Below are 22,022 nucleotides of genomic sequence, written 5' to 3'. Positions count from 1 at the left end.
CCGCCGCAGCAGAGAGGACCCATCCCCGTGACGACCCGTTCCGTGCGCCGGACCCTGCGCCTGGCCGGCGGGGGCGCCGCCGTGCTCCTGGCGCTCAGTGCCTGCTCCTCCGGTACCTCCTCCAGTGCTGCGGACAGCACCCCGACCACCGGCTCCCCGGCCGGCAGCTCGGCGCCCGCCGCTGCGGACAAGGTCTCCGGCACCGTGACCGTGTTCGCCGCCGCGTCGCTCAAGGAGAGCTTCACCGCCCTGGGCAAGGAGTTCGAGGCCGCCCACCCCGGCACCAAGGTGACGTTCAACTTCGCGGGCAGCGACGCCCTCGCGCAGAGCATCGTCTCCGGCGCCCCGGCGGACGTCTTCGCCGCCGCCAGCCCCGCGACCATGCAGACCGTCACCGACGCCGGTGACGCGGTCGGCACCCCGGTGACCTTCGTCCGCAACCAGTTGCAGATCGCCGTCGCGCCGGGCAACCCCAAGAAGATCACCTCGCTCAAGGACCTCACCCGCTCCGGGCTGAAGGTCGCGCTGTGCGCCAAGGAGGTGCCCTGCGGCGCCGCCGCCGTGAAGGCGCTGGCGGCGGGCAGCGTCAAGCTCACCCCGGTCACCTACGAGCAGGACGTCAAGAGCGCGCTGACCAAGGTGGAGCTCAAGGAGGTCGACGCCTCCCTGGTCTACACCACCGATGTGAAGTCGGCGGGCGGCAAGGTCGACGGCGTCGCGTTCGACGAGTCCGCGCAGGCCGTCAACGCGTACCCGATCGCCACCCTCAGCCACGCGCCCAACGCGGACGCCGCCCAGGCGTTCGTGGGCCTGGTCGAGTCCGCCGAGGGGCAGCAGGTGCTCACCGCGGCGGGCTTCCTCAACCCGTGACCGACCCCGCCCCACCCGTCCCCACTCCGGCCGCCCCGGGCCCGGCCGCCCCGGCCGCGCCCGGGGCGGGCGGCCCCCGGCTCCGGCGCGCCCCTGCGGCGGGCCGGGGCCGGGCGCCGCTGCCGCTGCTGCTGCCCGCGCTGCTCGGGCTCGGCTTCCTGGTGCTGCCGCTGGTCGGGCTGCTGGTCAGGGCGCCATGGCGCACCCTGCCGCAGCACCTGGCCAGCGCCGGGGTCTGGCAGGCGCTGCGGCTCTCGCTGGTCACCGCCACCGCCGCCACGGCGGTGGCGCTGGTGCTGGGGGTGCCGCTGGCCTGGCTGCTGGCCCGCACCCGCTTCCCCGGGCGCCGGGTGGTCCGCGCCCTGGTCACCCTGCCGCTGGTGCTGCCGCCGGTGGTCGGCGGCGTGGCGCTGCTGCTGGCGCTCGGCCGCAACGGGCTGGTCGGCCGCTGGCTGGACTCCTCCTTCGGCATCACGCTGCCGTTCACCACGGCGGGCGTGGTGGTGGCGGAGGCGTTCGTGGCGATGCCGTTCCTGGTGATCAGCGTCGAGGGCACCCTACGGGCGGCCGACCCCCGGTACGAGGAGGCGGCGGCCACGCTGGGGGCGTCCCGGTTCACCGCCTTCCGGCGGGTGACGCTGCCGATGATCGCGCCGGGCGTCGCGGCGGGCGCGGTGCTGGCCTGGGCGCGGGCGCTGGGCGAGTTCGGCGCCACCATCACCTTCGCGGGCAACTTCCCCGGCCGCACCCAGACGATGCCGCTCTCGGTCTACCTGGCCCTACAGAGCGACCCCGACTCGGCCATCGCGCTCAGCCTGGTGCTGCTCGCCGTCTCGGTCGCCGTCCTCGCCGGGCTGCGGGACCGCTGGATGGGGGCCGTATGACCGCCGACGCCGCTGCCGACTCCGGACTCGACTCCCACCTGGTGGTCGAGCGGGACGCCTTCCGCCTCGACATCCGGCTGACGGCGGCCCCCGGCGAGGTGGTCGCCCTGCTCGGGCCCAACGGCGCGGGCAAGTCCACCGCACTGCGCGCGCTGGCCGGCCTCGCCCCGCTCAGCGGCGGCCATCTGCGGCTGGACGGGCACCCGCTGGAGCAGCCCGAGCGGCGGCTGCGGGTCCCGCCCGAGGGCCGCCCGGTCGGCGTCGTCTTCCAGGACTACCTGCTCTTCCCGCATCTGACGGCGCTGGACAACGTCGCCTTCGGGCCGCGCTGCCACGGCGTGCCCCGGGCCGAGGCCCGGCGGCTGGCCGCCGACTGGCTGGGGCGGCTGGGGCTGGCCGACCACGCCGCCGTACGGCCGCGCCGGCTCTCCGGCGGCCAGGCGCAGCGGGTGGCGCTGGCCCGCGCGCTGGCCGTACGGCCCCGGCTGCTGCTGCTGGACGAGCCGCTGGCCGCGCTGGACGCCCGGACCAGGCTGGAGGTCCGCGCCGAGTTGCGCCGCCACCTGGCGGAGTTCGACGCGGTGGCGGTCCTGGTCACCCACGATCCGCTGGACGCGATGATCCTGGCGGAGCGGATCGTGGTGGTCGAGCAGGGGCGGGCGGTGCAGACCGGCGCCCCGGCGGACATCGCACGCCATCCGCGTACCGACTACATCGCCCGGCTGGTCGGCCTCAACCTGTACCAGGGCCACGCGGACGGCAGTACGGTGCGGCTCGACGCCGGACCGGCCGTCACCACGACCGAGGCACTGACCGGCCGGGCCTTCGTCGCCTTCCCGCCCAGCGCGGTCACCCTGCACCGGGAGCGGCCCACCTCCAGCGCCCGCAATGTGTGGCGCGGCGAGGTCGCCGGGCTGGAGTCGCACGGCGACCGCATCCGGGTCGACCTCACCGGCGAACTCCCCCTGACGGCCGACCTCACCACCGCCGCCGTCGCCGACCTCGCCCTCAGCCCCGGCACCCCGGTCTGGGCCACCGTCAAAGCCACCCAGACCCACAGCTACCCGGCCTGACCCCCGCCCGGGGGCCGGGCCCGCCCGGCTCGACGCCGGTGGTGCGATCAGGCGTGTGGCAGGGTGGTATGTGACGCTCCCGGGCGGCTGGCTCCCCGGGCAAATGGCTCCCAGGGCGGATGGTTCCCGGGCGGATGAGGGAGGCGGACCGATGGCGGCCGACGCGCAGCCGCCGGACGAGGGCGGCGACTGGTGGCAGCGGGGCGAGGAGCCGGACTACCGGGCCACGCTGGCCAATGAGCGCACCTTCCTCGCCTGGACGCGGACCGCCCTCGCGCTGCTGGCCGGCTCGCTGGCGGTCCTGGAGCTGGTGACGGTGGCCCCGTTCGCCCTGCGGCTGGCCCTGGCCTGCTATCTGATCGCGCTCTCCATGGCCGTCACCGTGATCGGCTACCGCCAGTGGCGGGTCCGCCAGGAGCGGATGCGGCACCGCCGGCCGCTCGGACACTCCCGGGTGCATCTGATGCTGGGCCTGGCCCTGCTGCTGCTCGGCGCGCTGATCGCCGTGGCCGCCGGCCTGGCCCCGCACTGACCCGGCCGCCGTGCTGCTCCAGGTGGTCCCGGACCCCGAACCCCGAACCCCGAACCCCGGGCAGGCACGGCCACGCAGACGCGAAGAACCGCCGCGCGCCGGCTGGTGGGCCGGCGCGCGGCGGTATCACGCGCGGGGACGGATGCGCCCCGGGTCAGTTCGCCGCGCAGCTCGGCGCGGGCGTGGTGGGCGCGGTCGGCGGGGTGCCGCCGATCAGGTAGAAGTCGGCCTGCTCACCGGGCTTCAGCGCACCGTTCCAGTGCAGATCGGTCGCCGTCCGGGCAGTTCCGCTGATCTTCAGGTCGGCGTTCCAGAACTCGGTGACCCGCTGGTCGGCCGGGGCGTTCCAGCCGACCCGCCAGCCGTTGATCGGCTTGGTCCCGCTGTTGCGCACGGTGACCCGCACCAGGTACCCGTCCTTCCAACTGCTGAGCACGTCGTATGCGGCGGTGCAGCCGCCGTCGTGCTTGAAGTCCCCGAGCTCGTCCAGGGTGATCACGCGCGAGTCGTCGTAGACCCGCTTGAGGAAGTCCAGCGAGTTGGAGTTGCCGTCAGTGAGGAAGTCACCGCTCCAGGTGGTGAACCAGCTCCAGTCGGCCTGGTAGGCGCGGGTCAGCTCCGGGTCCGGGATGGAGCCCACCTCCGCGAGGGCGGCGAGCTTGCCGTCATGGCCGAGGCTCAGCAGCTGGTCGTACGTGGCGCTGACCGGACCGTGGTCGCCGGCCGGCGGGTAGGAGTCGGCGCTGACCACGTCGACCACATCGTCACCGGGGTACCAGTCGGGGCTCACGGAGTTCCAGACCCAGATCAGGTTGTGCAAGTGGTTGTGGTTGACCATCCGGTCGTACATCAGGCGGTAGAGCTGCTTGGCCGGGCCCGGCCCCTTGGCGCCCCACCAGAACCAGCCGCCCTCGGCCTCGTGCAGCGGTCGCCACAGCACCGGCACCTGGGCGTCCTGGAGCCGGGAGAGCTGGGCGGAGATGGCATCGATATCACGCAGCAGCAGCCGGTAGTCCTCGGAGGACGGGTCGGCCAGCGCGGCGGCCAGGTCGAAGGTGGTGGCATCGGTGTAGAAGCCGCGCCACCACTCCTCGCCGGGCTGGTCGACCAGGTGGCTGGGCGCGTTCCAGTGCCAGACGAAGGCGGTGATGCCGCCCTGCCTGTCCCAGTCGAGGGCGTGTTCGACCTCCTGGGAGGCGGTGCCGCGCTCGACCCGGCTGGGCGAGTAGTCCATCATGTCCAGGCCCGCGATGGCGGGGGCGCGGCCCACATGGTCCTGGAGCCACTGGACGGAGTCCATGTCCTGCTGACCGCTGAGCAGGTCCTTGCCGTAGTGGTCGGCCAGGTACCGCATCAGCGAGCGGGCCTCGGGGGTGGCCTGCGGGTCGACCAGGTCGCCGGTCACCTGGTGGGCGGCCCGGGGCTGCACCGGGGCCAGGCTGATGGAGTCGACCTGGTACCAGCCCCAGTCGTTCTGCACCGTGATGGTGTTGCGGCCCGCCTTCAGCAGCACCTTGCCGGCCGGCGCGTCCGCGAACTGCTCGGTGCCGGACAGTGACACCTCGCCGGCCCCGGCGCCGTTCAGCAGCAGCGTGGTCTTCTTGTCACCGTACGGGGCGCGGTAGCGCAGGCTCAGGTCGTACAGGCCGCCGGGGCTGTCCGGCACCGTGATGGTGACCTGGTCGCCGGACTCGTCGAAGCCGTCGACATAGCCGGTGCCGGTGTAGCCGGGCGCGTCGGAGGCCACGGTGACCCCTTGCAGGACGCCGTCCTCGGCCTCGTACACCTGCCGGGCCGCAGCGGGCGGCGTCGCAACGGCTGCGGTGGCGGCCTGCGCCGACTGTGCGGCGGGTACGGCGGCCAGCGGGGCCAGCAGGCCCAGGGCGAGGGCTGCCGCCTTCCTGCGGAACCGCGATCGGTGCGCGGGCACGATCCACCTCCTGAAGCAGTGTGTGGGAGCGCTCCCATTGGAGGGGTCAATGATGCTCATGTCAAGAGAGGTGACGCGGCGGACGGCGCGGCCGCCACCGCTGCCCGCCCGGTCGGGCTGCGGCCGCCGCACCCGGAACCCCGGTGCCGGGTGCGCCGCACGGCCGGCCCCGGGGAGCAGCGGGCGGCGCACCCGGCAGCGGCGGGCGGTACGCCCCCGTCAGCCCGCCGCCGGGGTGGGCAGCACAGCCGCCTCCCGGGGCGGCTCGGGCGCCGAGGCCGGCAGGCCGCCGCGCACCCTGGCCAGCAGCGCGGCGGCGGCCGGGCGGGCCTGGAGGGCCGGCAGCAGCAGCAGCCAGAGCCAGGCCAGGTCGTCCGTGATCCTGAGCCGCCCGTCGAGCGCGTCGGAGACGGTGTGCAGACCGAAGAAGGCGCAGACGACGCTGTGCGCGGCCGGTGCCGGATCGACGTGCGCCGCCAGTTCGCCGGTGGCGCGGGCCTGCCGGAGCAGTTCCGTCACGGTGTCGATCCAGCCCACGAAGGGGGCGGGCAGCGGTGCGTCGATGGCCTTGCGCTCCGCCCAGAGCCGGGCCCCGGCGCGGACCACCACATCGTCGCGGAAGGCTTCGGCGACGGCGAAGCTCAGCCGTACCAGCCGCTCCAGCGCCGAGCCGTCGCCGGTGGCGTGCCGGTCGACCAGCACCGGCCAGGTGGCGAAGTGCTCCCGCACGACGGCGAGCGCGAGGTTCTCCTTGCTCGTGTAGTGGAAGTAGATCGCCCCGCTGGTGCGGCCGGACAGCGCGCTGATGTCGCTGATGCTGGTTCCGGCGTACCCCCGCTCGTCGAACAGGCCCGCCGCCGCCTCCAGCACCGACCTGCGTGTCGTCTCCGCCCGTTGCTGCACGTGTTCTCTGTCCTTGTCCCAGTCCGAAGTCACTGCCCGAAGTCACTGCCCGAAGCCACCGCCCCGAAGCCACCGCCCGAAGCCACCGCCCCGATGCCGGCGCCCGAAGCCGACGCCCGAAGCCGCTGTCCGAAGCCCCGTCGGGCGCTGCGTCCGGCACCACCGCCCGATGCCCCTACCGGACATCACCGGCCGAAGCCACCCGCCGACGGAGGGAATCTAGTCGGTCACCGGCCCTCGACCCGGTCGCGGACATGCGCTCTCCCGAAAACTGGGATCTTCTGTTCGTATGCATAGTTCGGATGGGCTGTGCCGACCGGAGGTCCGCCGACCCCGGCCGCTGAGCTGGTCCCGCACCGTCGCCCGCGAGTTGGTGCATCGCACATCCGTGGCCGAAGTGCTGCTGACGGATGTCCGGCCGCGCGGCGCCGGACGCTTCCTCGCCGCCGTCCAGTGGCCGCGCTCCCACCCCACCTTCCCGCACGGCCGGGACGAGGACCGGCACAATCCGCTGATGGTGGCGGAGACCCTGCGCCAGCTGGGGATCTATCTGCCGCTGCGGCACTACGGCGTCCCGGCGGCGGCCCATCTGCTGATCAAGGACCTGGCCTTCGAGCTGGACCCGGCGGCGGAGCCCCGGGCCGGACGCGGTGCCACCGATGTGCTCTGCCTCGCCGAGGTGAGCGGCGTCCGCCGCGCCGAGGGGGCGGACAGCCCGTCAGGTCTGCGCCTGCGAATACACCTGCGCGCCGGCGGGCGGACCTTCGCCTACGCCGAAGGGGGCGCCCGCTTCCTGGACGCCCGGCAGTACGCGACGCTCCGGGGCACCTGGGCCGACGGCGCGGCCGAGCCGCTCGCCCAGCCGGAGGGGGCGGCCGCCCGGCCGGAGCCCGCCCCGCCCGCGCGCCCCGCGCCGGCGCAGCTGGCGGTGGCGTCGGCGCGCGATGTGGTGCTCGCCCTGGCCGGGGACACCCTGCTGGTCGACCCCGCCGACCCCTACCACCCGTACTACTTCGACCATGGCTCCGACCATGTGCCGGGCATGGCCCTGCTGGAGGCGGCCCGGCAGGCGGTCGCGGTGCGGACCGCCGGGCGGCTGCTGCGGCCGATCGCCTGGCGGCTGCGGGCGCTGCGGATCACCGAGTTCCAGCCGCCCGCCCCGCTGGAGTGCACCGTGCACGACCGCACCTGTGTCTTCCGCGTCCGGCAGGGCGGCGGGCCGACGGCGGTGGGGGTGCTCCGGTATCCATGAGATCCGTTCGTAGCAACTTCGCGTAATCGATTGACTACTGACGGTACGAGAAGTAACGTAGCGATCGTTATGTTCCTGGGTTGTCCCGCCCGGACCGAACGGCGCCCTGCGGCTGCGCCTGGCCCGCGCAGTCCCCGACGCCCCCACTCCGCCCCTCTCGACGCGGGGCCGGCCACACCCTTCGACGGCAAGCGACCCCCGTGCTCCCAAGCGCCTCGGCGCCGCCGCGGGCGAGGCCCGCCGCCCTGTGCAAGGGCGCCCTCGTACCCTCACGAACGGCACAGAACATGAACGCAGAACGAATCCTCGCCTGGACCCCCGCAGCCATCGTCTTCGACTGCGACGGGACCCTCATGGACAGCGAAAGCCACTGGGTGGAAGCCCGTGAGCTGGTGCTGCACAGCTACGGCGTCGCGCCGGACGCCGAGTTCGCCGCCCGCGCCCGCGGTGTCCACTACACCGAGTGCGGCCGCCTGATGGCGGAGGCCGCCGACCAGCCCCAGCTGGCCGAGGAGATGACGGAGCAGCTGCTGGAGTGCTTCCGCAAGCTCGTCGCGGAGAACCCGGTCACCATGCCGGGCGCCCCCGAACTGGTCCGCTCCGTCGCCCGCTTCGCCCCGCTGGCGGTCGCCAGCAACTGCCCGCGCGACGTGGTCGAGTCCTCGCTCACCCAGGCCGGGCTGCTGGAGCTGATCGCCTACGTCGTCGTCCCGGACGAGGCCGCCGACCTGCTCCCCAAGCCGTACCCGGACGTCTACCTGGCCGCCGCCCGCCTGTGCGGCGCCGACCCGGCCGACTGCCTGGCGGTGGAGGACTCCCGGTGCGGCATTGAGGCCGCCGTGCAGGCCGGGCTGCGGGTGCTCGGCGTCGGTCCGCAGCCGTCCGCCGAGCTGGCGGCGCTGGTCGACCTCTGGGTGCCCACCCTGGCCGAGCCCCGGCTGGTCGCCTGGGCGGAGCGCCTGGGGCCGCAGCGGGCGGCGTCGTGAGGCCGCCGCCGGACCGGCGGCGGCCCCGGTCACCGGGCCGGCGCGGCACCCCTCAGGGCGCCGGCCGCCGCCGGTCGGTCGACTCCGGGTCCGGGCCGCTGAGCAGCGGCGCCAGTACGGTGACCTCCCGCCCGGCCGAGGTGAACAGCAGGCCCACGCCCACCGCCCCCGGGTCGGCGATCCCCGAGGCCCGTTCTCCCAGGTAACTGGCCCGGCCGCGGCGGGCGCGCAGCATCGCGGTGTTGCGTACGCCCTCCCAGGCGCCGTCGGCCGCGGCCAACAGCACCTGATCCGGCCGGCTGTCCGCCAGACAGCGCTGGATCTCCCGGACGGCCGGTGCGAGCGCGTCGACGAGGGTCTTGTCGCCGGGCTCCGCCTCCCCGACCCGCTGTACGGCGGCCAGGGCGGCCGCCGCGCCCGCCGCCAGGCCGGGCGCGTCCAGGACCGGGCCGGCTGCCGCCGCGGCGGCGGCCAGCTCCTGGAAGACCAGGCCGAACAGCGGCCCGCTGGTGCCACCCACATCGTCCAGGAAGGCCGTCGCCGCCGCCCCCAGCGGCGTCGCGGCGGCAGTGGGACCGGCGGGCAGCCGGTCGAGCGCGGCCACCACCGCCCCCAAGCCGGTGCACAGGTTGGTGCCGAAGTCACCGTCCCCGACCTGCTGGTCCAGCTCGGTCAGCTCCCGCTCCACGGCTGCGGCCGAGGCCGCGAACCGCCGCAGCCACCGCTCGGTGAAGGCCCCGTCGAACTCGGTGTGGCCGGGCGTCCCGACCGGGCCGCCTACCACTGCCACGCCGGGGTGCGGACGGGGGCGTCGAAGAGGGCGACCTCCTCGTCGTCGGCCAGCAGCAGGGTCAGTGAGAAGCCCCGCATGTCCAGTGCGGTGGCCAGGTCGCCGACCAGGCTGCGGGCCACCGAGAGCCGCTGGCCCTCCAACGCCTCCAGCAGCTCGTTGAGCACGGCGTACAACTCCAGCCGGCTGACGGCCCCCAGGCCGTTGACCAGCGCTATCACCTGCGCGCCCGGGGCGGGCCGCAGGGCGTCCCGCAGTTCGGCCGCCATCCGCTCCACCAGGGCGCGCAGCGGTTCCTGCCGCAGTGAGTGGTCGGCCCGCTCGCCGTGGATGCCGACCCCGAACTCGATCAGGTCCGGGCCCACCTCGAAGGCCGGCAGGCCGGTGGTGGGGGCGGTGTGCGCGGCCGAGGCGACGGCGATGCTGCGGCTGCGGGACGCGAGCGAGGCGCCCAGCGAGGCGAGGTCGGCCAGACCCCGCCCGGAGTCGGCGGCGGCGCCGAGGATCTTCTCGATCAGTACGGTCGCGGCGGTGCCCCGGCGCCCGGCCGCGATGTCGTCCGAATCGGAGGCGACGTCGTCGTCCACCAGCACCCGGGCGCAGGGTATGCCCCGGTGGGCGAGGCGCTCCGCCGCGATGCCGAAGTTGATCCGGTCACCGGTGTAGTTCTTCACGATGTGCAGCACCCCCTCTTCGCGGGCCACCGCGCACGAGGCTTCGTAGATCTGCCGGTTGTGCGGGGAGGCGAAGACACGGCCGGGGCAGGCGGCGTCGAGCATGCCCGCGCCGACGAAACCGATGTGCATGGGTTCGTGTCCCGAGCCGCCGCCGGAGAGCAGGGCGACCCTGCGGGCCGGCGAGCTGTGGCGGGCACGGACGAACCCGTGCTCGACCTGGTGGTCGACCAGGTCGGGATGGGCCCTGGCGAACCCGGCCAGGGCGTCGGGCACCAGCGTCTCGGGTGCGTTCGCGAAGTACCGGGCCATGGAGCCTCCTGAGGTGGTTCGGTGGCCGCAGGGCCCCGCGCATCCGGACCTCTCGTCCGCCCATCCTCAGGCCGTCCGGCCGCGCTGGCAACCCCGCACCGGCCCCCGGCGGGCCCGCTGCGGCCCCGGTCCCCCGTCAACTCGGCGCCCATCCGTTCACCCGTACGACTCACTTGTCACACCGGGTCCCGCATGACGTACCCCGGCCCATCCGCTCGGCCCGGTACGGACACGCGCACGGCGTTTCCCCCGCGCCGTACCCGGCAGCCCCCCGCACCCCGGCGGCGCCCCCGGGCCGCCCGCGCACTGCTCCACCCCGGTGACCCCGGCCACGGCACGGCGGGTCCTGCCCTGGCACACGGCAGCGGCCGGTTCACTGCCCGCGCGCCACCGCGTCCCGGACGGCGCACAGCGCGTCCTCCAGGGTGGGCGCGGTCTCCTCGTGCCCGGTGAAGCCGTCGTCCTCGCCCGGGTCGACGGTCCAGCCCCAGCCGGTGTCCGGGTGGCCGTCGATCGTCGCGGAGTGGGCACCGGAATGGATCGTCAGGGACAGGTTTCCGCCGGGGAACTCCTGGATCTCGGCGCGGGCGGTGTCCCCGAGAATGGCGTGGACGGCGTCCTGGGCGGTCTGCTTGGCGGTCATGCGCTGCTCCTGGGGTACGGCGGACGGTCCGGCGGGAGCGGCAGAATACCGGCGCCGGTCCGGGCGGCGGCGCGGCAACACCCGGCCTTGGGCAACCTGGCGGACAGCGGCGGTCCGGTCGGGGCCGCCGAAAATACCGAGCTGCCGTCGAACACCCTCTGCTAGGTTCGACCGCCATGGCACAGAGCGGTACGGAGGCACTCGGCGGGCGGTTCGCCAAGCTGTGGGCGGCGAGCACCACCTCGGCCCTGGGCAGCGGCCTGGCCGTCGTCGCCACCCCGCTGCTCGTCGCCTCCCGTACCGGCAACCCCCTGATCGTCTCCGCCGCGTCCGGCGTCGCCTGGCTGCCCTGGCTGCTGTTCGCACTGCCCGGCGGCGTGCTGGTCGACCGGGTGGACCGGCGGCGGCTGATGATCGTGGTCGACTGGGTGCGGGTCGCCGCGATGGGCGGCCTGGCCGTGGCGCTCCTGACCGACACGGTCAGCGTCGCGCTGCTCTACGCCGTGCTGTTCGTCGTCAACACGGGCGAAGTCGTCTTCCGCTCGGCTAGCCAGGCGATGATCCCGGCCGTGGTGCCGCGCGCCCGGCTGGAGCGGGCCAACGGCTGGCTGCTCGGCGGCACCACGCTGATGCAGCAGATGCTCGCGGGTCCGCTCGGCGGCTTCCTGTTCGTGGCGGCGGCGAGCATCCCGTTCTTCGTCAACGCGGGTACGTACGCGGTGAGCGCCGTGCTCATCGGCCTGGTCGCCGGGGTGTACCGGGCGGCGCCACGGGCGGACTCGGCGGCCGGGCCGCCCCGGCGGGCGCCCTCGGTCCGGGCGGAGATGGCCGAGGGGTTCCGCTGGCTGGTGCGCCAGCGGCTGCTGCGGACCATGGCGGTGCTGATCGGCCTGCTGAACGTCACGCTCACCGCCGCGACGGCGGTGCTCGTCCTGCTGGCCAAGGAGCGGCTGCACCTGGGCTCGGTCGGCTACGGCCTGCTGTTCACCAGCATGGCCCTGGGCGGCGTCCTCGGCTCCGTCGTCGGCGACCGGCTGGTCGGGTGGGTGACCGCGACCTGGATGATCCGGATCGGCCTGGTGATCGAGGCGGCCATGCACCTGGCCCTGGCCACCTCGCGCAGCCCGTACGTCATCGGCTTCGCGCTGTTCGCCTTCGGTGTGCACGGCGCGCTGTGGGGCATCGTGGCCAGTTCGCTGCGCCAGCGGCTGACCCCGCCGGACATGCTCGGCCGGGTCGGCAGCACCATCCTCTTCATCGCGGCCGGCGGCAACTGCTTCGGCGCCCTGCTCGGCGGCGTACTGGCGAACAGCTTCGGCCTGACGGCCCCCTACTGGGTGGGCTTCGTGGTCGCCGTCCTCGTCTCGGCCGCCACCTGGCACGTCTTCGACCGCCCCACCGTCACCCAGGCCTACGCCACCCCACCCCACGACACCCCCCTCACCCCGGCCCCCTGACCCGGCCCCCTGACCCGGCCCCCTGACCCGGCCCTCTGATCCGGCACGGGCCCGCGTCCGGGCGGGGGAACGATCAAGGCCCAGCGTCTGCGGTGTGTCACCGCCGAGCTGGGCCTTCGTTGTGCGTGGGGTGGGCGCAGACGGTTTCGAACCGCCGACCCCTGCTTTGTAAGAGCAGTGCTCTACCACTGAGCTATGCGCCCGCGCGGACGTGGGCTCCGAGGAACGGCACGTACACGGCGAAAGGCAAGAGTACCCGGTCCGCGGAGTGGTCGGCGGCTGGGGGGCGGTGTCATGGGGGGTTGGGGGTGGGAGGATGAGATCGGTGACAATGGGTGCGGATCAGCGGGCCGATGGTCGCACTGCCGTACGGGCGGGGCGCCGGGCGTGGGCGAGCTTGGAGTGCGATGTGACGGCGGGAATCACGGCAGTGCGCCGCAGGTCCGTGCTGGCCGAGCTGGTCGTGCCGCTGCCCGCGCTGCTGGCGCTCGCCGTGGTGGCCGTGGCCGCCGCGCCCGGGTCGTACACCGGCGGTGGGACCCGCTCGTGGTGGCGGCGGAACGAGAACATGCGGGCCGACGCCCAGGCCGCGAAGGACGCCGCCGCCCAGGCGTTCTACGAGCTGGACTCCACCCAGCGCGAGGTGGGGATCTCGGTGGAGACCGTCAAGGCCGTGGACGACTCGCCGGGGGCCCGGCGGCTGGTCGGGGAGTTCACCGCGCTGTCGCAGCGGGTGGACGAGGTCTCCAGCGCGTACATCGCCGCCCTGGACGCCCATGACCTGGACGCCGACGGCCTGGAGACCGGCGCGGCCTCCCGGGCCCGGCGGGATCTGGAGCAGTCCCGGCAGCAGTTGCAGAGTGTCAAGGACGACCTGGAGAAGTACCACCGCTCGCTGGAGCCGCTGCTGGCCCGCGCCGAGACGCAGCTGGCCCAGGTGGCGCCGGCCGTGGAGCGGGCCAAGCGGGCGCTGCTGGGCGCGACGGCCGCGCTGGACGCGGTACGGGAGGCGGGGCTGCGGGCCGACGAGCCGGCCCGGCGGCTGGCGGCGCTGGCCCCAGAGCTGACCCTGCTCAACGAGGGCGCGGGACGCCACGGGGTCGAGCGGACCCTGCAACGGGCCGGCGAGGTGCTGCGGCAGGCCGAGGCGGTGCGCGGCGAGGCCGAGCAGCTGCCGGAGCGCGCCCGGGAGATCGACCGCCGGGTGGTCAGCCTGCGGACCAGGGCGCAGGCGCTGGAGACCAAGGCCGCCGGGGTGGAGCCGACCCTGTCCGAGCTGCGGCGCCGGTTCAGCTCGGAGTGCTGGCAGGACCTCCAGCGGGTCCCGCGGCAGACGGCGGAGTCGGTCGGGTCGGCCCGCACCAGGCTGGGCGAGGCGACGGCCGCCCGGGACGAGCAGCGATGGGCGGACGCCACCGCCGCGCTGGCCACCGCGCGGGCGCTGCTGAACACCGCCGACGGCGCGGTGGCCGAGGTCGCGGACCGGCTGCGCCGGCTCACCGAGGTGGAGCGGGACCCCAAGGCGGAGATCGAGCGGACCCGGTTCGCGCTGCGGGACGCGCAGCGGCTGGCCATGGCGGGCCGCTCGGCGCCGGACCCGCGCCACGCGGGACCGCTGGACGCGGCGGTGGGCCGACTGGACCGGGCGGTGGCGGGGCTGACCGGGCGGCATCCGGACTACTGGCACTTCCTGCGGGAGACCACGGGGGTACGGGACACGGCGGCCCAGGTGGTGCAGCAGATCCGGGAGGACCGGGGGTCGGGGCACTGACCGTCCCGGCGGGCGGATCGGTGCCGTACTGAACTGTGGCCGTACTGAACGGTGGCCGTACTGACGGTGTGGGGGCTGCTGGGTACGCTGAGCCCATGCCTCGCTACGACTTCCGGTGCCGTTCCTGCGGCGCCACCTTCGAACTCCGCCGCCCCATGTCCCAGGCCAACGCCCCGGCGACCTGCCCGCAGGGCCACCAGGACACGGTGAAGCTGCTCTCCACCGTCGCCGTCACCGGCGCCTCCTCCGGCGCGGCTCCGGCCGCTCCCGCCGCCGGTGGCGGCGGGGGTTGCTGCGGTGGCGGCTGCTGCGGGTAGCCGCTCCCGGGCCGGCCAGGATCGGCCCGTTCAGCCGGCCACCGGCAGCCGCACGCGGTGCCGCGCCGGGCGGACGATCCCGTCCAGCGGGCAGGCCGTGACGTCCTGACCGGCGCTCCGGTCGGCCGCGCCGCCCCGGTCGGTGGTCCGGTAGCGGCCGGGGCGGGTCCTCCGTGGTCGGCGCCGCCTGCGGGGCTGACGTACCGCCAGTCGGCCCCGGGTGGTGTCCGCGCGCGGCACTCGGCGGGGAAGCCGAGTACGTCCGTCAGCCGTGCCCCGGCGGCGTCACCGACCGGGCCGGCACGGGCGAGGGCGACGGCCAGGCCGGCGGGGTCAGGACCCCACCCGGGTGAGCTCGCCCTCGCGGACCCGGGCCAGCAGCCGGCGGACGATCTCCTCGCCCGCTGCGGCACCCACCTCCTGGAGCGCGGTGACGCCGGGGCCGGTCCAGCCGGTGTCCGCGAGTTCGCCGTGGCCGGGGCGGTAGCCGGCCTCGGCGGCCAGCAGGAGTTCCGCGTCGAGCAGCGAGTCGCCCGCGCTGAGCACGGTGGACGCCCCGGTGCGGCGCTCCACCTCCGCGAGGGCGGCGCTCTTGGTGAGCGGCTCGGGCACGGCGTAGACCTTGCGGCCCTGGAGGGAGACGGTCCAGCTGCGGTCGGCGGCCCAGGCGGTCAGCTCGCCCAGCCAGCCGGGCGGGAGCTGGTCGCGCTCCACGACCAGGTAGGCGAAGAGGTCCTCGGCAACGCGGCGCTTGAGGGTCCACTCCGGGTCGGCGCTGATCGCGAGGTGGTGGACGATCTCCTCCAGCGGCGCGCACGAGTCGGCCAGGCGGCCGCGTACGTCGGCGTGCCAGTCGTGGTCGACGGCGCCGTCGACCAGCAGATGGCCGCCGTTGGCGCAGATCGCATAGCGGGGGACCCAGTCCGGGCGGGGGCCGGGGAGGTTGACGCGCTGGTACTGGGCGCGGGTGCGGGTGGTGGCCGGTACGAAGACACAGGAGCGGATCAGCTCGACCAGCAGCTCGGCGGCCTGCTCGGTCATGAAGGAGAGCGGCCTGCCGTTGTGCACCTCCACGGCGAGCAGCCGGGGGGCCTCCTCGTCGGGCACGCCGAGCGCGAGGGCGCGCGGGGAGTAGATCAGGGTGCGGTCGAGGTCGCTGGCGACCAGGAAGCGGGTGGCGGGGGCGGTCACCGGGCGTCACCTGCCGGGGTCGGGCGGACACCGGCAGGGGGCCCGGGGGGCGCCCCCCGCTGCGGCTCGATGTGGCGGGCGCGGGCGGTGGGGCGGGTCATCAGGCGTCACCTACGGGGGTGGGGGCGGTGGCCGCGGTGCCGTCCTCGCCGGTGGCGCCGCGCGTGTACCGGGGATGGATGAGGCCGACGCAGGAGTACGGCAGGTCGTCGACCTCCTCGACATGGACGCCGCGCTGGGCGGCGAGCAGCCGGACGTGGTCGAGGTCGGCCCCGGCGCCACGGCGGGCGAGGATGCGCCAGGGCACCCGGCGCAGCAGGACCCGGGTGGTCTCGCCGACGCCGGGTTTGACCAGGTTGACGCTGTCGATGCCGTACTCGGCGCTGATCCGCTCCACGGCGGCCCAGCCCTCCCAGGTGGGCGCGCGGTCGGCCGGGTCCGCGTCGACCAGGGCGGCGGCGCCCCGGACGGCCGCGTCGCGCACCGCCGGGAAGTGGTCGCTGATCACGTCCAGGAAGGCGCCGGAGACGTCGGCGGAGGCGAGGTCGCGGTAGTACTTGGCGCCGTGGAAGTCGTCCGGGCCGATCAGGTCGGCGCGCAGCACGGTGCGGGAGACCAGGCCGGAGACGGTGGAGTTGAGGCAGGCCGAGGGGATCAGGAAGTCCTCGCGGGTGCCGTAGGTGCCGACGCACCGGCCGGGGTCCGCCAGGACGGCCAGCTCGGGGTCGAAGCCGGTGCCGTCGAGGGCGTCGTGCAGCTCGCGGGTGATGGCGCCCTTGCCCGTCCAGCCGTCCAGGAAGACCACGTCGAGCGGGTCGTGGTGGGCGGCGAGGTAGCGCAGCGCGACGGTGTCGATGCCCCGGCCCCGGACGATGGAGACGGCGTAGTGCGGCAGGTCGAGGCCGTGGGCGTACGCGGCCCAGCGGCGCATCAGGACGCCGACGGGGGTGCCGGCCCGTGCGAGCGAGGCCAGGACGACGCCGCCGCTCTCGGTGCGGGTGCCGCGCTCGGCGAGCAGGGTCTCGGTGACGGTGCCGACGGCCTGGGCGATCCGGGCGGCGGAGGCGCGCAGTGCCTGGTGGAACAGCTCCTGGTACTCGGGGCTCGGCTGGTACTCGATCGGCAGCATCTCGGCGTAGTGGGCGCCGCCGCTCTGGATGGCCTCCTCGCGCTCCTCGGTGGGCGCCTCCAGCGGCACGTCGGAGAGGTCGGTGAGCAGCCAGGAGACCTCGTCTGCGGCGTAGGAGGAGAATCCCGGCCCGTGCAGGGGCTCCGGGAGCACTCCCGCGCTGTCGGGAAGGACCGGGGCTGCGGGGCTCGCCATCGTCGTCATGCTCGCCTTCGGTGATGCGCCGAATGGTTCGGGCGGGTGGCCGGGTGCTCGGTGGGCCCGTACGCGTGTCGCTGCCGGGCCGGGCGTTGCCGGCTTGTCCGTTGCCGGCTCGTCCGTTGCTGGGGTGGGCCGCCGTGGATTCAAACGCTCTGCGCCGGCGGATTGGTTCCTTCCGCAGGTGCCCGGTGGGGCGAGTACGAGGGAACCACGGCCAGCACCACCTGGTCGGTGACCTGTCGCAGCAGAGCGAGCAGCCCGTGTCCGGGCTGGTGGAGGGCGGGGGTGTCGGCGGGGTGGTCGACGACGAGCACCACGGCGTCGAAGCGGCGCGCGGGGTCGGCGCCGGGCGCGACGTTGTACGCGTAGCGCTCGCCGGGCCCGTCGTGCGGGTCGTCGTGGGCGGGGAAGGCCAGCCGGGTGCGGATGGCGTAGCCGGGGTCGTCGACGGCCAGGACCGGTGACCGGGTGGTGGTGGAGAACCGCACCTCACTGGCGGCGCCCAGGCTGTTCCCGAGGGCTTCGGCCAGGCGCAGCGGTACGTAGATCAGCTCCTCGCAGCCGAGCACCAGCACCCGGCGCGGCCGGCCGGTGAGGGCGGCGGCGAGGCGGTCGCCCAGCGCGGGCAGGGCGGCCGCCAGGCGGCTGCGGTGGGCGGGGGTGAAGCCGTGCCGGCCGCCGTCCGGCAGGCCGGCGGGCCAGCCCAGCTCCACCCGGGTCGGCTCACCGCAGGCCGGGGCCGGCGAGGTGGTGGCGGCCGTCGCGCGGTCCTGGGCCTCGATCAGCGCCTGGGCGCGGGGCAGCACATCGGGCGGCAGCCGGACGGTGCCGGTGGCGGTGGCGACCAGGTCGAGGCGGGCGCCGAGGTCGGCGGCGGCCTTGGCGAGTCGGCCGCGCTGCTCGGCGTCGCGCATGTCGACCAGCGAGACGATCACATAGCGCTCGCGGGGGTATGCGGCGTGCAGGGCGCGGACGGTGTTGAGCACCGTCCGGCCGGTGGTGAACTCGTCGTCCACCAGCACCAGCGGGCCGCCGCCGGCCAGCAGCTGCGGATCGGCCGGGAGCAGCAGGTGGGAGGTGGCGTGCGAGTGCTCCTCCTCGAAGCCGCCCGCCGGGGCGGCGCCGGCCACCGGGCGGCGGGTGGAGTGCAGATACGGCGCGCTGCCCAGGCCGTCCGCGACGCTGTGGCCGAGCCCGGTGGCGGTCTCGGCGTAGCCGAGGACGACGGCCCGGACGGCCTCGTCGGGGCCGAGCAGTTCGCGGACCCGTACGCCGAGCGCGACCCCGGCGCCGTGCACCACGGCGGGCAGCTGCGGGACGTGCTTGCCCAGGACGTTGGAGACCAGCAGGTGGGCGCGCCGGGGGTTGCGGCGCAGCGCGAGGCCGAGCAGGCCGTGCAGCGCCGGGTCGCCGTCCAGGCGCACGCCGAGGCGGTCCGCCACCCACTGACCGGTCCAGTCCTGGTGCGTCAAGGTCTCTGCTCTCTGTCCGAGGGCGCGGCGGCCGGTTGGGGTACGGCGGCCGGTTTCGTACGGCGGCCGGTTTCACACAGCACTCCGGGGATGGAATGCCAGTACGAAGGTACGTCCTGGCGGTGGGCCCCCGTGACACCGGGCCGATCCACAGGCGGGCATTCCCCCGCAACCGGGAGGTTTCGAGCGCGGTCGCGAGGCGCCGGGGCCGGGTCAGGCGCGCAGGCAGGCGGCGAGCAGCTCGGCGAAGGTGACCTCCTCGCGGGCGACGCCGAAGGCGGCGGCGCGCAGCATGATCCGCTCGGCCCAGGCGCGGTGCGGCTTCACCTCGTTCATCTTGTTGGTGTACGCGGACCGCAGCACTCCGCCGCCGGACCGGTCGCGGTGCAGGATGTCGCCGGCGTCCGAGTACTCCTCATGGGTGACGACGGACAGCGCGTGCACGGCGGGGACATGGCTGGGGTGGATGCAGGTCTTGCCGAGCAGCCCGTTGGCCCGGTCCAGCTCGATCTCCCGGATCAGGCCGTCGAGGTCGCGCTCGATCAGCTGGCGGCGGACGGACTCGCCGGTCGGGTCGGCCTGGGCGAACGGCGAGCGGCGCAGCTGCGGCTTGAACATCCGCTCCTGCACGGGGAAGTACTCCCACACCGGGCCGGTGACGGTGAAGCCGGTGCCGTCGGCGCGGCCCAGCACATTGACCACGTCCCCGATCACCGAGGCGACCAGGGCGACGTCATAGGCGGTGAGGTCCGGGGAGCGGCGCAGGCCGTAAGCGGAGCACAGGTCGGTGACGCCGAGCCGGACGGCCAGGACGCGGTCCCGGTACTTCTCCAGCACCCGGGAGACGCCGAACAGCACCTCGCGGCGGGACTCCAGATGGGCCAGCTCGGGCGACTCCAGCACCGGCATGGCGAAGAGGCGCTGCCCGGAGGCGGCCTCGGCGGCGGTGAGCGCCTCCAGGAAGGGGGTGCCGGACTCCTCGGTGAACTTCGGCAGTACGAAGCCGGAGAGCACCGGGAGCGCCGGGCCGAGTCTGCGGGCCAGGTCACCGATCTGCTCGGGGGTGCGGACCCGTATGAACAGCAGCGGGTCGGCGTCCGGGTCCGGGGTGCGGGCGGCGAGTTCGGTGAGCCGGGCCACCAGGTTGGCCTCGCCGGCCGGGACGTCCCGGTCGTCGATGGCGTCCTCCAGACAGAGCACCATGGAGACCACACCGCGCGCGGTCTGCTTGTGGATGTCCGCCAGCAGGCTGGGGCGGGTGGCGGGGCTGTAGAGGGTGGCGCCGAGCACGGTGGACAGGGCGGCGGGGTCGCCGTCCCGGGTGAAGGGCTCCGGCTGCCGGTGGAAGAGCCGCTGCCGGACGCCGTCGTCCAGGTGCCCGAAGTGGCGCATGTGCTCTCCCCGTGGTGGTCCGGGCCCGCTGTGCGGCGGCGGGCTGGTGGTGCCTGCGTGTCTGCGCCGGTACCGGGCCGGGGGCGGCGCGGCAGCGGCGGCGGCTCCCGGGCGGACCGGGGAGGGGTGGTGCACGCCGGAGCGGACTCCTGGTGCCCGGCGCGACGGTCGGTCGCGCGCCCCCCATTGGCCGGTCCGCGGCCTGCACCGCAGACCCGAGACCCATTGGCCGACAATCGTACGTACCGCCGGTCCGATGGACAGACTCATTGTGCTGATTTCTCGGAAGATTATCCTCCGCTTCGCCCGGGGCTCCGCAGGGGTCCGCGCCCGCCCGGCACCGCCCGCGCGTTGTCCGAAAGGCGCCCGAACCGGCAGGATGGTGCGCCATGACGCAGGTCATGGTGAAGGGCTCAAACATCCCGCTGTCCGCCGCCGCGGTCCGCGCCGTGCTGCGCTGGAACGTCGGCGCCGGCGCACCCGACGTGGACGCCTCCGCGCTGCTGCTGGGCGGCGACGGCAACGTCCGCTCGGACGCGGACTTCGTCTTCTACAACCAGCCACGGCACCCGTCCGGGCTGGTACGGCACCGGGCGAAGCAGCGGGCCGGCGAGACGATCGCGGACACCGTGGAGGTCGATCTGGCCAAACTCCCGCCGGACGTCGAGCGGGTGGTGGTGGCCGGCTCCGCCGAGGACGGCCCGTTCGGGGCGCTCTCCGAGCTGCGGGTGCTGCTGTACGACGCCCGGACCCCGGACGGCGGCGAGCCGCTGGCCAGCTTTGACATCACCGACGCCGGGGACGAGACCGCCCTGCTCTGCGCGGAGCTGTACCGGCGCGGCGACGGGTGGAAGTTCCGCGCCATCGGCCAGGGGTACGCCTCCGGACTGGCCGGGCTCGCGGTCGACTTCGGGATCACGGTGGACGAGGAGGAGCCCGCCGACGCGCTCCCGGCCGCCTCGGTCCCGGCCCCCGCGACTCCGCGCGCCCCCGAACAGCCCGCCCCAGAACCGGCCGCCCCCGAACCGTCCGCGCCCGAACCGGCCCCGGACCCCCGGCCGACCCCGGCGCCGCAGCCCGGCTACGGCCACCCGCAGCCCACCGCCGCGCCCGCCCCCGGCTATCCGCCGCTGCCGCCGCAGGCCCCGCCCGCACCGCCGACCGCGCCCCCGGTCCCGGCCACCGCGCCCCAGCGGTACGGCGACCCCCGGCAGCCCGACGGCCCGGCCGGCTTCGCGCTGCCGCCACAAGGGCCGCAGTTCCAGCCACGCTGAGCCGCCGACCGCCGCCCGGCACCGCCCGTGCGGCGGCGCGCCGTCAGTCCGGCGTGCCCTGCGGCGTCTTGTACCCCCGCTGCCACTGCATGCCGAAGCCGTACAGCCGGTCCAGCTCCGACTGGAAGCCGTAGACGTAGCGCACCTCGCGGCGCACCGTCAGATTGCCGCCGTTGTTCTCGATCATGACGACGGCGCAGGAGCGCGCCTGGGGGGCGCGTTCGTCCAGCGACACCTCGATCCGTGGCCCGACATACGGGAAGAGCGTCACCACGGCATGGGTGCGGTCGAAGGCCGGAGTGCCGTCGTAGATGTAGACGAAGATCAGTAACCGCTTGAACTGGTCCCGCTTGTCGAGATTGACGTACATCGTCTCGCCGGACGGCGCGCCGTACCGGTCATCCCCGCTGAGCTTGATGAACGGCGGCCGCTGCAGGTCCCCCAGCAGGTTCCCCAGCGGCTGGACCACCCCGCGGCTGCCGTCCGCCAGCTCGTACATGCAGGCCAGGTCGAGGTCGACGTTGACCATCGCCCGCCCGGCGCTCTGCGGCGCGGCCGGCCGGAACAGCGCCTGGCGCAGCAGCCCGCCACGCCCCGCCCCCGCCACGTCCGCCTCGCGCATCGTCCAGTGCAGATTGATCTGGAGATGCCCGGTGACCGCGCCCTGCTCGGTCAGCGAGACCACGGGGGTCGCCTTGGTCAGCGTCACCTTGTGCAGGCCGCCCGCCTCCACGACCTGCCGCGACCGCCGCAGGTAGTCCCACAGCGAAGTCAACGATGCCACCCCCACGTACACATGCCCGATCAGAAACTGACGACGGAGCAGCGCTGTTCCGTCACCCAGGGGTTACCCTCCCGGGTCCGTCGCGAGCACCAGTTTTCCGTACTCGTCCGGAAAACGCCGGACCGCCTCGTCCTGGCCGGACACTCCGCTTACTATGCACAGCTCCTGACGCGATATCGTCGTGC

Annotated in this window: 18 protein-coding genes, 1 tRNA gene and 1 pseudogene; 10 read left to right on the top strand and 10 right to left on the bottom strand. The window is 74.7% G+C overall.

Annotation, left to right across the window (positions count from 1 at the left end; genetic code table 11):
• The first annotated feature begins 27 nt into the window (after positions 1-27).
• From modA to ACIQGZ_RS15525, 4 genes are all read left to right on the top strand, one after another.
• Positions 28-870, top strand: coding sequence for a molybdate ABC transporter substrate-binding protein (modA, locus tag ACIQGZ_RS15540; protein WP_402602148.1), 843 nt, complete (start codon positions 28-30; stop codon positions 868-870).
• The gene (locus ACIQGZ_RS15535; RefSeq protein ID WP_402602146.1) at positions 867-1,754 is read left to right on the top strand and encodes an ABC transporter permease; all 888 of its coding nucleotides are present in this window, start codon (positions 867-869) and stop codon (positions 1,752-1,754) included. Before modA ends, ACIQGZ_RS15535 begins: the two co-directional genes overlap by 4 nt.
• Positions 1,751-2,827 (top strand): ABC transporter ATP-binding protein, encoded by a 1,077-nt coding sequence (locus ACIQGZ_RS15530; protein WP_402602145.1) that lies wholly within the window; start codon positions 1,751-1,753, stop codon positions 2,825-2,827. The genes ACIQGZ_RS15535 and ACIQGZ_RS15530 overlap by 4 nt, the downstream gene beginning before the upstream one ends.
• Before the next feature lie 151 nt (positions 2,828-2,978).
• Positions 2,979-3,359 carry a YidH family protein gene (locus ACIQGZ_RS15525; protein ID WP_402602144.1) on the top strand — a complete coding sequence of 127 codons (381 nt, stop codon included), beginning with the start codon at positions 2,979-2,981 and terminating at the stop codon, positions 3,357-3,359.
• A 154-nt stretch (positions 3,360-3,513) separates the two neighbouring features.
• On the opposite strand, the gene ACIQGZ_RS15520 is transcribed toward ACIQGZ_RS15525, so the two are convergent.
• Entirely contained in the window at positions 3,514-5,289 is a 1,776-nt protein-coding gene (locus ACIQGZ_RS15520; RefSeq protein WP_402602143.1) for a glycosyl hydrolase, read from the bottom strand.
• Positions 5,290-5,508: 219 nt separating this feature from the next.
• On the bottom strand, positions 5,509-6,192 hold the full coding sequence (locus ACIQGZ_RS15515) for a ScbR family autoregulator-binding transcription factor (RefSeq protein ID WP_402602141.1): 684 nt from the start codon (positions 6,190-6,192) through the stop codon (positions 5,509-5,511).
• A gap of 289 nt (positions 6,193-6,481) precedes the next feature.
• Here ACIQGZ_RS15515 and ACIQGZ_RS15510 point away from each other — a divergent pair, with 289 nt between their 5' ends.
• Together ACIQGZ_RS15510 and ACIQGZ_RS15505 are read left to right on the top strand one after the other, a co-directional pair.
• Positions 6,482-7,444, top strand: a complete 963-nt coding sequence (locus ACIQGZ_RS15510) for a ScbA/BarX family gamma-butyrolactone biosynthesis protein (protein WP_402602140.1) — start codon at positions 6,482-6,484, stop codon at positions 7,442-7,444.
• 287 nt (positions 7,445-7,731) lie between these two features.
• Entirely contained in the window at positions 7,732-8,430 is a 699-nt protein-coding gene (locus tag ACIQGZ_RS15505) for an HAD family hydrolase (protein ID WP_402602138.1), read from the top strand.
• Positions 8,431-8,482: 52 nt separating this feature from the next.
• On the opposite strand, the gene dhaL is transcribed toward ACIQGZ_RS15505, so the two are convergent.
• The 3 genes from dhaL to ACIQGZ_RS15490 form a co-directional block, all read right to left on the bottom strand.
• Positions 8,483-9,220, bottom strand: coding sequence for a dihydroxyacetone kinase subunit DhaL (gene dhaL / locus ACIQGZ_RS15500; RefSeq protein WP_402602137.1), 738 nt, complete (start codon positions 9,218-9,220; stop codon positions 8,483-8,485).
• On the bottom strand, positions 9,208-10,206 hold the full coding sequence (locus ACIQGZ_RS15495) for a dihydroxyacetone kinase subunit DhaK (RefSeq protein WP_402602136.1): 999 nt from the start codon (positions 10,204-10,206) through the stop codon (positions 9,208-9,210). Before ACIQGZ_RS15495 ends, dhaL begins: the two co-directional genes overlap by 13 nt.
• A gap of 373 nt (positions 10,207-10,579) precedes the next feature.
• Positions 10,580-10,849, bottom strand: coding sequence for a hypothetical protein (locus tag ACIQGZ_RS15490; RefSeq protein ID WP_402602135.1), 270 nt, complete (start codon positions 10,847-10,849; stop codon positions 10,580-10,582).
• A 176-nt stretch (positions 10,850-11,025) separates the two neighbouring features.
• Here ACIQGZ_RS15490 and ACIQGZ_RS15485 point away from each other — a divergent pair, with 176 nt between their 5' ends.
• Positions 11,026-12,306: an MFS transporter gene (locus ACIQGZ_RS15485; RefSeq protein ID WP_402602134.1), complete on the top strand. Its 1,281-nt coding sequence runs from the start codon at positions 11,026-11,028 to the stop codon at positions 12,304-12,306.
• Between the two features lie 131 nt (positions 12,307-12,437).
• Here ACIQGZ_RS15485 and ACIQGZ_RS15480 read toward each other — a convergent pair.
• Positions 12,438-12,509: transfer RNA gene (locus tag ACIQGZ_RS15480), tRNA-Val, on the bottom strand.
• Positions 12,510-12,622: 113 nt separating this feature from the next.
• Here ACIQGZ_RS15480 and ACIQGZ_RS15475 point away from each other — a divergent pair.
• Together ACIQGZ_RS15475 and ACIQGZ_RS15470 are read left to right on the top strand one after the other, a co-directional pair.
• Positions 12,623-14,077, top strand: a complete 1,455-nt coding sequence (locus ACIQGZ_RS15475) for a hypothetical protein (protein WP_402602132.1) — start codon at positions 12,623-12,625, stop codon at positions 14,075-14,077.
• Positions 14,078-14,172: 95 nt separating this feature from the next.
• The gene (locus ACIQGZ_RS15470; protein WP_402602131.1) at positions 14,173-14,394 is read left to right on the top strand and encodes a zinc ribbon domain-containing protein; all 222 of its coding nucleotides are present in this window, start codon (positions 14,173-14,175) and stop codon (positions 14,392-14,394) included.
• A 333-nt stretch (positions 14,395-14,727) separates the two neighbouring features.
• Here the strand turns inward: ACIQGZ_RS15470 and ACIQGZ_RS15465 are convergent, their stop codons facing one another.
• The 3 genes and pseudogenes from ACIQGZ_RS15465 to ACIQGZ_RS15455 all read right to left on the bottom strand — a co-directional run bounded on the left by ACIQGZ_RS15465 (position 14,728) and on the right by ACIQGZ_RS15455 (position 19,779).
• A complete protein-coding gene (locus ACIQGZ_RS15465; RefSeq protein ID WP_402602129.1) occupies positions 14,728-15,585 on the bottom strand; it encodes an HAD family hydrolase in 858 nt (285 codons plus the stop codon).
• A 100-nt stretch (positions 15,586-15,685) separates the two neighbouring features.
• Positions 15,686-18,387, bottom strand: a pseudogene (locus tag ACIQGZ_RS15460) (phosphoribosyltransferase domain-containing protein).
• A gap of 213 nt (positions 18,388-18,600) precedes the next feature.
• Positions 18,601-19,779 (bottom strand): HpcH/HpaI aldolase/citrate lyase family protein, encoded by a 1,179-nt coding sequence (locus ACIQGZ_RS15455; RefSeq protein WP_402602127.1) that lies wholly within the window; start codon positions 19,777-19,779, stop codon positions 18,601-18,603.
• Between the two features lie 389 nt (positions 19,780-20,168).
• On the opposite strand from ACIQGZ_RS15455, the gene ACIQGZ_RS15450 reads away from it, so the two are divergent.
• The gene (locus ACIQGZ_RS15450) at positions 20,169-21,053 is read left to right on the top strand and encodes a TerD family protein (RefSeq protein WP_402602126.1); all 885 of its coding nucleotides are present in this window, start codon (positions 20,169-20,171) and stop codon (positions 21,051-21,053) included.
• 43 nt (positions 21,054-21,096) lie between these two features.
• Here ACIQGZ_RS15450 and ACIQGZ_RS15445 read toward each other — a convergent pair whose 3' ends face one another.
• On the bottom strand, positions 21,097-21,828 hold the full coding sequence (locus tag ACIQGZ_RS15445) for a Tellurium resistance (RefSeq protein ID WP_402602379.1): 732 nt from the start codon (positions 21,826-21,828) through the stop codon (positions 21,097-21,099).
• Positions 21,829-22,022: the final 194 nt, after the last annotated feature.

The organism is Streptomyces sp. NPDC092296 (genome assembly GCF_044755465.1).
In the GTDB taxonomy this organism is placed as follows: domain Bacteria; phylum Actinomycetota; class Actinomycetes; order Streptomycetales; family Streptomycetaceae; genus Peterkaempfera.
The sequence above is the reverse complement of the archived record's forward strand: the minus strand, read 5'-3'. Positions and strand labels throughout refer to the sequence as shown.